Consider the following 8,092-nt stretch of genomic DNA (forward strand, 5'->3'; position numbering starts at 1 on the left):
GTCCAGCGGATCACGGCCCCGGTGACGAGCGACGCGGCCCCGGCCGTCGGCGCACCGGCGGCCGGCGAAGGGCTGCCCGTTCAGCGCGCCACCCGGAGCTCCGGCGACGGTCCGGTGGAGGCCCCGCCCCTCTCCGGGAGCGGTGACGACGGTCGACCGGCCGGTCCGGCGACCCTGGCCGCCGGTGGCCGGGGTGCACAGCCGAGTACGGAACGCGGCAGGCGCGCATCGGCGTCCCCCGGAACGGGAACGCCCGCTGCGCAGCCGACCGCGCCCGGAGGCGGCCGCCCGGTGGTTCCCGTGACGGTTCCCGCGCGTCCGGCCGCTGGTGGCCTTGGCGTGCAGCGAGCCGTGCAACTGCCCGGCCAGAGGCGTGGGTTGATCGGCGAGCGCCGGTTGACGGCCGTCCTCGCCACCCCGCCGGTACCGTTCACGACCACCGCCACCGCTTCCACCGGTGCCGTCCCGACACCGACGCCACCCGTGGTCCGGGCCGTCTGGCCCCACGCGCTCGCGTCCCGTACGGAGGGGGGACCGGCGGGCGAGCCGACCGCAGCCGCAGCCGTCCCGCAGCGCTCGCGTCCACGTGCGCATTCCGGGCGCTCGCCGGGCACCGGAGGCAGCGGCACCGCGACCAGGGAGCCCGCCTCGCAGACGAGTCCGGCGCAGCCCCGCACCCCGTCGGCGGCCACCCGGCCGGGCGGCGCAGCCGGTGCGGAGGCGTCCCGCGGGCTCATGGCCGTGGTGCAACGTTCCTTCTCCCGGCGTCCGGCAGGTCCGTCGGCTCCGTCGGCTTTGGCAGGTCCGGCGGCGCCCGCTGCCACCCCGCCTGTGGCGGCCCCCGCGGACCCGCCGCACGCCCTGCCCGGCCGAACTCCTGCGGCAGTCCCGGCCATGAGCGCTCCCGCGACGCCATGGGCAGGACAGGCCAGCGCCACGAGCGCGGACCACCACGCCCCTCAGCCCGCCGCCACCCCGTCGTCCGCACGAGTGAGCACCCCGCGTCCGCCGGTCGTCCGGCTCAGGCCCGTGACGACTCCGTCGATCCAGCGCCTTCCGACCCCCTCGCGCTTTCCGCGGCCGGCCCCGGCGCAGCCGCCCGCCGCCGCGGGCACGAACCCGGTACCGGGCCCGCATTCCGCGACCGCGGCCGCGCCCGTCGTCGCCCGCGCCCTGCTGCCGGCCGGCCAGGCCACGAGCACTCCCGCCGTACGGCCCGCCCCGTCTGCGCCGCCGGTACCGGCCGCGCCGCCCCCACCCGGCACCGCGCGGCTGTTGCAGCGGGTGGCCGAGCAGGCGGGCCTGACCGGGGTGCCGCTGACCGCCGTGCCGGCGCGCACACCCACCACGGTGCAGCTCGCCCCGTCGTCCCAGCCCGCCCCGGCCCCCGCGAAGGCCCCCGGCGGAACCCCCGGCGCGCCGACCGCGCATCCGGCCGCCGACCCCTCCGACCTCGACGAGCTGGCCCGGCGCCTGGTCGAACCCGTCGGCCGGCTGCTGCGCACCGAACTGCGCAGGGGCAGGGAGCGCGGCGGCAGACCGTACGACATGCGCCGCTGAGCCGAGCGCAGCGCAGAGCAGAACACGGACCAGGTGGAAGGCCGACAGGAGGCCGCAGCGAAGTGACCGGAAGCAGGGAGCGGAACCGATGACCGACACCATCTTCGCGTCCAGTGTGTTCTTCAGCCTGACCATCGGCGGCAACGACCTGGGCGAGTTCACCACCTGCTCCGGACTCGGCGCCCAGGTCGAGATCGAGCAGTACGCGGAGGGCGGCAACAACGGTTTCGCCTGGCAGCTGCCGGGCCGCATCACCTGGTCGAACATCACGCTGACCCGCGCGGTCACCGCCGACACCACCAAGATCGCCCGCTGGCTGTCCGAAATCGTCCGGAAGGTCGAGCCGAAGGACGGCGAGATCGTGGCGCTGCGGCCGGACCTGAGCCGGATCGTCGGCTGGCAGGTGCTCGGGATCGTCCCGGTGCGCTGGGAGGGGCCGTCCTTCGACCCCGCCAACTCCCTGGCCGCGATGGAGACCCTGGAGATCGCCCACGCGGGCCTGCGCCCCTCCTGACCTCCACCCGCCCCCGCAGCGAGTCCCCTCAGCGAGCCCCCTCGACCACGGAAGGAGCACCAGGATGTCCCCAGCGGTCCCCGCCAGCGTCACCCGGGCCCAACTGACCATCATGGAGCCCCCGTCCACGGTCGGCGCCCAGCCCGGCGGCGTGCTCGCGCGGCTCAGGCTCCAGTTCAACCCGGCGACGCTGGTGCTGCGCAAGACCACCGAGTGGCGGCGCACCCCGTCCCGGATGGCGGGCGAGTCCGCGTTGCCCGAGTTCGTCGGCAGCGGTCCGCGCTCGCTCTCCCTCGACGTGTTCCTGGACTCCACCGCGACCCACGACAACTCGGTGGAGCGGGCGGTCGAGCAGCTGATGACGGCGTGCGTGCCCACCCCGGCCAGCCTGGCGCGCAAGACACCGGCCAGCCCGTGGATCCGGCTGGACTGGGGCACCCTGAAGACCACGTCGTTCAACGGGGTGCTGACCGGCCTCTCGGTCACCTACTCGCTGTTCGACGTCGACGGGAAGCCGCTGCGGGCGGTCTGCTCGCTCAGCATCGACGAGGCCAGCGTCGACCCGGCCGGCCAGAACCCGACCTCGGGCTCGCCGGAGGCCCGCAGCACCCACCGGGTGATCGCCGGCGACAGCCTTCCGCTGCTCGCCTGGCGCGCGTACGGGGACGCCACCGCCTGGCGCACCATCGCGGAGGCCAACGACATCGACGATCCGCTGACGCTGGTCCCCGGCGTGGACCTGATCGTGCCGGGGATCGAGGAACTCACCCGGACCGGGCAGCCCCAGGGAGGTCGGCCGTGACCACACCCGAGGCCCGGGGCGGCCGGTCCTTCGCCGCCGATCCCGTCGTCGAGGCGCCGGGCCCGCTGCCGCCCGTCTGGGCCGCCCAGCTGGTCTCCTGCGACATCGAGGAGAGCGTCGGCCTGCCCGACACCGCGGTGCTGAGCTTCCGGGACGCGAACCACACCTTCCTCTCCGCCACCGGGATCACCATCGGCACCCCGCTGCGGATCTCCGTGGTCACCGTGCAGGGGAACACCCGGGCCCGGCTGTTCACCGGCGAGGTGACCGCGCTGGAGCTGGAGGTGGACACCACCGGCTCGTACACCGTGGTGCGGGCCGCGGCGGTCACCCACCGGCTGATGCGCGGGCGCCGGGTGAAGGCCTTCCGGAACATGACGACCGCCGACATCGTCCGCCAGGTCGCCACCGGCGCGGGCCTGACCTGCGGGAAGGTCGACGCCTTTCCGGTCGTCCACCAGCAGCTCTCCCAGGCGAACGTCCCGGACTGGGAGTTCCTCCAGTTCCTGGCGCAGGAGAGCGGCGCGCAGGTGCGGGTCGACGACGACGGGAAGCTGGAGTTCGTCCGGCCCGATCCCGCCTCCGGCGCGCCGGCCCCCTCCACCCCCGCGCCGCAGAACCCGCTGGTGCTGGAGTACGGCCGCAACCTGCTGGAGCTGCGCGGCGTGCTGACGGGGGCAGGCGGCGCGGACACGGTCGAGGCCCGCGGCTGGAACGTCACCACCAAGAGCGCCCTGGTCGCCACCGAGCCGGCCGTGACCTCCAGGACCGTGCAGCCGGGGATGAGTCCCTCGGTGGTGACCTCCGCCTTCCCGGGCAAGGCCAAGCTGACCGTCGCCGACACCCCGTACCGCACCCAGGCGGAGACCGCCGCCGTGGCCGGGTCGCTGGCCGCCTCGGTGGCGGCCGGCTTCGGCGAGCTGGAGGTGGTCGCCGAGGGCAACCCGCGGCTGCGGGCCGGCACCGCGGTCGCCCTGGGGAACGTCGGCGCCGCCTTCTCCGGCCGCTACACCGCCACCGGGGTGCGCCACCTGCTCGAACCGTTCCGCGGCTACCGGACCACCGTCGTGGTCAGCGCGGCCCCGGACCGCTCGCTGGCCGGGCTCACCAGCGGCGGCAACGCCCCGCCGCGCGGGCCGCGGATGCCGGGCCTGGCCGTCGCCGTGGTCACCGACGTCCGGGAGCCGGGCGGCGGGCAGCGCGGCTGGGTGAAGCTGAAGTTCCCCTGGCTGGACGACACCTACGTCTCCGACTGGGTGCGCACCGTGCAGTGGGGCGGCGCCGGGGGCGGCGGCGTGGTCAGCCCCGAGGTCAACGACGAGGTGCTGGTCGGCTTCGAGCAGGGCGACCTGGACAGCCCGTACGTGCTCGGCGGGCTCTACAACGGCGTGGACCGGCCCTCCGCGCACGACGTGCCGCTGGTCGACGCGGGCTCCGGCAAGGTCAACCGCCGTTCCGTGGTGTCCCGTTCGGGCCACCGGATGGAGCTGCTGGACGTGCCGGGCGGCAAGTCCGGCGTCCACCTGGCGAGCGGGAACGGGAAGCTGGAGGTCAGCCTGGACCAGCAGCGCGGCGAGATCGTGCTGACCGTCCACGGCCTCGGCGGCGCGGCCGGCAGCACGGTGCGGCTCACCTCCTCCGGCATCACCCTGGACGCGGGCACCGGGACGGTGGACGTGCGCGGCGGATCGGTCACCGTGCGGGGCACGACGGCGGTCACCGTGGACGGCGGCGCCCAGGCGGTGCTCAAGGGGGCCCTCGTGCGCATCAACTGACGGAACATCACAACGAACAAGGCAGCAAGCACGTGCCCACGACCAGCGGGGCACCCACGGAAACGGAGACCGCAGATGCCCCCCGCAGCCCGGACCGGCGACCCGACCGACCACGGCGGTGCCCTCACCACCCCGCCGCCGGGCGCCGCCCTCAAGGTGGCGACCGTGCTGATCGGCGGCCGGCCCGCCGCCGTGGTCGGCACCGTCCACGCCTGCGTCGTCCCCCCGCACCTGGCGCTGGGCCCCGGCAACCTCGTGATGCCCTCGCCGGGCGCGGTCACCGGGGGAGTGGTGCTGATCGGCGGCCTGCCCGCCGCCCGGATGGGCGACAAGACGACCTGCGGTGCCACCATCGTCGCCGGCGCGTTCAACGTCCTGATCGGGGGCGCGGCATGACCGGCAGCTTCATCGGCCGAGGCTGGGCCTTCCCGCTGCGGGTGAACGCCACCGGCGGCATCGGCATGGTGGAGCGCGACCGCGAACTCGCCGAGGCGATCCGGCTGATCCTCGGCACCGCCCCCGGCGAGCGGCCGATGCGCCCCGAGTTCGGCTGCGGCATCCACGAGTACGTCTTCGCCCCGGGCGACAGCACCACCGCTGGGCGGATCGCCCGCGAGGTGCGCATCGCGCTGGAGCGCTGGGAGCCCAGGATCGAGGTCGACGACGTGGTGATCGCCTTCGACAGCGTCGAGGAGGGCACGCTCTACATCGACGTCCACTACACTGTGCGGGCCACCAACGACCGCCGCAACCTGGTCTTCCCCTTCTACACCATCCCCGAGCACCCGGCCGGAGACGCCCTCACCACCACGGCCGGGGGAGCGAGCTGATGGCCCTGCCCTCCCCGAACCTGGACGACCGCCGCTTCCAGCAGCTCGTCGACGAGGCGAAACGGTACGTCCAGCAGCGCGCCCCCGAGTGGACCGACCACAACGTCTCCGACCCTGGCGTCACCCTGATCGAGACCTTCGCCTACCTGGTCGACCAGCTGCTCTACCGGCTGAACCGGGTGCCGGAGAAGAACTACGCCGCCTTCCTCGACCTGCTCGGCATCCGGCTCTTCCCGCCCGCCGCGGCCCGGGCCGAGGTCGACTTCTGGCTCTCCGCCCCGCAGCCGGAAACGGTTCTGCTGCGGGCCGGCACCGAGGTCTCCACGCTGCGCACCGAGACCGACGAGGCGGTGGTCTTCTCCACCGCCGATGACCTCCCGGTCGTCCCCAGCTCGCTGGAGCGGCTGGTCACCGTCTCCGCCTCCGGCGAGCAGTCCGACGTCACGGCCCGGCTGGCCGACGGTACGGACGTGCCCTGCTTCCAGCACCGCCCGGTGGCCGGGGACGCCATGCTCCTCGCCCTGCCGGCCGTGGTGCCGCGCTGCATCCTGGTCGTCCGGCTGGACAGCCGGGTGGAGGGCGTCGGCGTCGACCCGCGCCAGCCGCCGCTGGCCTGGGAGGTGTGGGACGGCGCGCGCTGGATCCCGTGCGAGACCGGCGAGGACACCACCGGCGGCCTCAACCGGCCCGGCGAGGTGGTGGTGTTCGTGCCCGCCGGGCACACCGCCTCGGTGGTCGCCGGCCGCCGGGCCGGGTGGCTGCGCTGCCGGGTCACCGAGCCGCGGCCGGGCCAGCCGTTCTACTCCGAGTCCCCGACCATCCGCCGGGCCGAGGTGTTCACCGTCGGCGGCACCGCGACCGCGGTCCACGCGCAGACCGTCACCGGCGCGCCGCTCGGCTCCTCCGAGGGCGTGGCCGGCCAGCGCTTCCGGCTCGCCCGCCCGCCGGTGCTGCTCGACGGCGAGCCCCCGGTGGTCGAGGTCGCGGCCGGCGAGGGCTGGGAGCGGTGGACGGTCGTCGAGCACTTCGGCGAGTCCTCGCCCGCCGACCGGCACGTGGTGCTGGACGCGACCACCGGAGAGTTCCTCTTCCCGCCCGCGGTCCGCGAACCCGACGGCAGCCTGCGCGCCTTCGGCGCCGTACCGCCCAAGGGTGCGCAGCTGCGCGTCCCGCACTACCGCACCGGCGGCGGGATCGCGGGCAACGTCGCCAGGAACACCGTCACGGTGCTGCGCAGCTCCGTCCCGTACATCGCCCGGGTGGACAACCGGGAGGCGGCCAGGGGCGGGGTCGACGGCGAGACCGTGGAGAACGCCAAGGCCCGTGCCCCGCACCAGCTGCGCCTCCAGGAACGCGCCGTCACCGCGGGGGACTTCGAGCTGATCGCCCGGCAGGCGGCGCCGTCCGCGGCCCGGGTCAGCTGCGTCCCGGCCGCCGGCGCGGAGGCGGGGGCGGTACGGGTGCTGGTGGTCCCGGACGCGGTCGCGGACGAGGGCGACCGGCTGCGGTTCGAGCAGTTGATCCCCGACGAGCAGCTGCTGGCCGCCGTCGCCACGGCCCTCGACGAGCGGCGGCTGATCGGCACCCGGCTCGTCGTGCAGCCGCCCACCTACCAGGGCGTGACGGTGGTCGCCCGGCTCACCACCCGCTCCGCCGACCCCGACCGGGTCCGCGAGGAGGTGCTCGCCGCGCTGTACCGGTACCTCAACCCGCTGCGCGGCGGCGCCGACGGCACCGGCTGGCCGTTCGGCCGGGCGGTGCAGTACGGGGAGGTGTTCGCGGTGCTCCAGCGGGTCGCGCCCGTCGCGGGCGTCGAGGAGCTGCGGCTCTTCCCGGCGGACCCGATCACCGGGCGCCGGGGCGCGCCCGCCGAGCGGGTCGAGGTCCCGGCGGACGCGCTGGTCTTCTCGCACCAGCACCAGGTCGTGGTCACCGCGGTCGCCGAGGACGGGGCGTCATGACCCGCGCCGCCGTCCCCGGGCTGCCCAGCCCGCACCCGATCGGCGCACTGCTGCCCGCGCTCTTCGCCGACGACGACCTCGCCCAGCGGTTCACGGCGGGCCTGGACACCGTCCTCGCCCCGGTCTTCGCGACCCTGGACAACCTGCCCGCGTACTTCCGGCCGGGCCTCGCCCCCGCCGACTTCCTCGACTGGCTGGCCTCCTGGGTCGCGGTGGAGACCGACCCGGCCTGGCCTGTGGAGGTGCGCCGCGCGGTGGTCGAGCGCGCCGTGGAGCTGCACCGCTGGCGCGGCACCCGGCGCGGCCTCACCGAACGGCTGCGGCTGGTGCTCGGCGCCGGAGCCGAGATCGTGGACGGCGGCGGCGCCTCCTGGTCCACCGACCCGGACGCCGGGCTGCCGCCCGCCCCGGGCGGGGACGTGCTGGTCCGGGTCTGGCCGCTGCGCGGTCCGGCACCGGACGAGGACCAGGTGCGGTCCGTCGTCAGGGCGGGCTGTCCGGTCCATCTGACCTGCCGGGTGGAGATCCTGCCCGGCCCACCCGGGCGAGCGGAGGGCTGACGGATGCCGGTGTGCCCCGAATGCGGAACGGCCAACGGGGAGGGGGACGACTTCTGCGGCAACTGCGGTGCCTACCTCGGCTGGTCGCGC

The 8,092-nt window shown here is 75.4% G+C and carries 9 protein-coding genes; all 9 read left to right on the forward strand.

Annotated elements, in window-relative coordinates; genetic code table 11:
• Positions 1 to 1,275: 1,275 nt before the first annotated feature.
• Complete coding sequence (locus tag BU198_RS00540; protein WP_188294796.1) at positions 1,276 to 1,560, forward strand: hypothetical protein; 285 nt, start codon at positions 1,276 to 1,278, stop codon at positions 1,558 to 1,560.
• A gap of 88 nt (positions 1,561 to 1,648) precedes the next feature.
• Complete coding sequence (locus tag BU198_RS00545; protein ID WP_188294797.1) at positions 1,649 to 2,074, forward strand: phage tail protein; 426 nt, start codon at positions 1,649 to 1,651, stop codon at positions 2,072 to 2,074.
• Between the two features lie 64 nt (positions 2,075 to 2,138).
• Positions 2,139 to 2,876 carry a LysM peptidoglycan-binding domain-containing protein gene (locus BU198_RS00550; protein WP_188294798.1) on the forward strand — a complete coding sequence of 246 codons (738 nt, stop codon included), beginning with the start codon at positions 2,139 to 2,141 and terminating at the stop codon, positions 2,874 to 2,876.
• Complete coding sequence (locus BU198_RS00555; RefSeq protein WP_188294799.1) at positions 2,873 to 4,651, forward strand: VgrG-related protein; 1,779 nt, start codon at positions 2,873 to 2,875, stop codon at positions 4,649 to 4,651. The genes BU198_RS00550 and BU198_RS00555 overlap by 4 nt, the downstream gene beginning before the upstream one ends.
• A 75-nt stretch (positions 4,652 to 4,726) precedes the next feature.
• Positions 4,727 to 5,047 (forward strand): PAAR domain-containing protein, encoded by a 321-nt coding sequence (locus BU198_RS00560; RefSeq protein ID WP_188294800.1) that lies wholly within the window; start codon positions 4,727 to 4,729, stop codon positions 5,045 to 5,047.
• Entirely contained in the window at positions 5,044 to 5,481 is a 438-nt protein-coding gene (locus tag BU198_RS00565; protein WP_188294801.1) for a GPW/gp25 family protein, read from the forward strand. The genes BU198_RS00560 and BU198_RS00565 overlap by 4 nt, the downstream gene beginning before the upstream one ends.
• Positions 5,481 to 7,442: a putative baseplate assembly protein gene (locus BU198_RS00570; protein WP_188294802.1), complete on the forward strand. Its 1,962-nt coding sequence runs from the start codon at positions 5,481 to 5,483 to the stop codon at positions 7,440 to 7,442. Before BU198_RS00565 ends, BU198_RS00570 begins: the two co-directional genes overlap by 1 nt.
• Positions 7,439 to 8,002, forward strand: coding sequence for a phage tail protein (locus BU198_RS00575; protein WP_188294803.1), 564 nt, complete (start codon positions 7,439 to 7,441; stop codon positions 8,000 to 8,002). The genes BU198_RS00570 and BU198_RS00575 overlap by 4 nt, the downstream gene beginning before the upstream one ends.
• Before the next feature lie 3 nt (positions 8,003 to 8,005).
• The coding region (locus BU198_RS00580; protein ID WP_188294804.1) for a zinc-ribbon domain-containing protein at positions 8,006 to 8,092 on the forward strand (87 nt) is incomplete at its 3' end.

The organism is Streptomyces sp. CBMA156 (genome assembly GCF_014596515.1).
Lineage (GTDB): Bacteria > Actinomycetota > Actinomycetes > Streptomycetales > Streptomycetaceae > Kitasatospora.

Bases quoted from the DNA above. Each gene is read 5' to 3' on its own strand.
- BU198_RS00545 (WP_188294797.1), top strand. From the start codon at position 1,649: ATGACCGACACCATCTTCGCGTCCAGTGTGTTCTTCAGCCTGACCATC.
- BU198_RS00550 (WP_188294798.1), top strand. From the start codon at position 2,139: ATGTCCCCAGCGGTCCCCGCCAGCGTCACCCGGGCCCAACTGACCATC.
- BU198_RS00560 (WP_188294800.1), top strand. From the start codon at position 4,727: ATGCCCCCCGCAGCCCGGACCGGCGACCCGACCGACCACGGCGGTGCC.
- BU198_RS00565 (WP_188294801.1), top strand. From the start codon at position 5,044: ATGACCGGCAGCTTCATCGGCCGAGGCTGGGCCTTCCCGCTGCGGGTG.
- BU198_RS00570 (WP_188294802.1), top strand. From the start codon at position 5,481: ATGGCCCTGCCCTCCCCGAACCTGGACGACCGCCGCTTCCAGCAGCTC.
- BU198_RS00575 (WP_188294803.1), top strand. From the start codon at position 7,439: ATGACCCGCGCCGCCGTCCCCGGGCTGCCCAGCCCGCACCCGATCGGC.